Here is an 833-nt window from a genome sequence, read left to right as displayed (position 1 = left end):
AACCCAATCCCTTGACCAAACCATGATCTGAAAAACATACTCGAAGGTGGCTCAATTCTCGGTGAAAAAACCGGCTCAGTTCCGCGTGAAAACCAACAGGCAAAACTTGCCTCGTGCGTTTCGACAACAACAAATATTCGGTGCTGTCGACTGCCGTTGGCCGCCCAGCCGAGATCCATGCTTATGCCGACCGCATCGTCATAAGGCAAAATGGTGTCGAGATAGGCCAGCATGAACGCTGCTTTGGTCGTGGCGAGACAATTTATAATCCATGGCATTATGTTCCGGTCCTGACACGCAAACCGGGAGCACTGAGGAACGGTGCACCATTCCTTGATTGGGTTCTGCCAGCTTCCATGGAGCATGTTCGACGGAAGCTTAAAAGCATGCATGATGGGGACCGACAGATGGTGTCGATCCTGGAATGTGTAGGTATCGACGGTCTTCCTACAGTCGAAGCGGCTTGCCAGGAGGCGCTTGATCAAGGTGTATTTTCCGCCGCTGTGATCATCAACATTCTGGCTCGCAAGCGAGACCCACAGCCCGCCGCCATTCTTTCCATCCCCGATGCGCTTCACCTAACCCATGAACCTTTGGCCGATTGCGCCCGTTACGATAGCCTCAGGAGGGCAAGCTGATATGGAACGATCTCAAATCTTCGACATGATGAGCACGCTGAAGCTTTACGGCATGCGCAGTGCCTATGACGAGATCATGGCCTCTGGCATCAAGCGCCAGCACGAGCCACCACGCATTGTCGGCGACCTGTTGCAGTCGGAGATCGCCGAGAAACAGGCGCGCTCAATCAAATACCAGATCACCGTCGCAAAGCT

Annotated in this window: 2 pseudogenes; both read left to right on the top strand. The window is 53.5% G+C overall.

Going from position 1 to position 833, the window contains the following annotated elements:
• Window positions 1–104 precede the first annotated feature (104 nt).
• Window positions 105–638: pseudogene (locus VBH83_RS19355) on the top strand (Mu transposase domain-containing protein); the annotation flags it as partial.
• Between the two features lies 1 nt (window position 639).
• Window positions 640–833: pseudogene (locus tag VBH83_RS19350) on the top strand (IS21-like element helper ATPase IstB); the annotation flags it as partial.

Origin of the sequence: Ochrobactrum sp. S1502_03 (assembly GCF_044435015.1) — a bacterium.
In the GTDB taxonomy this organism is placed as follows: domain Bacteria; phylum Pseudomonadota; class Alphaproteobacteria; order Rhizobiales; family Rhizobiaceae; genus Brucella; species Brucella chromiisoli.
This window is presented reverse-complemented; position numbering and strand designations above follow the sequence as displayed.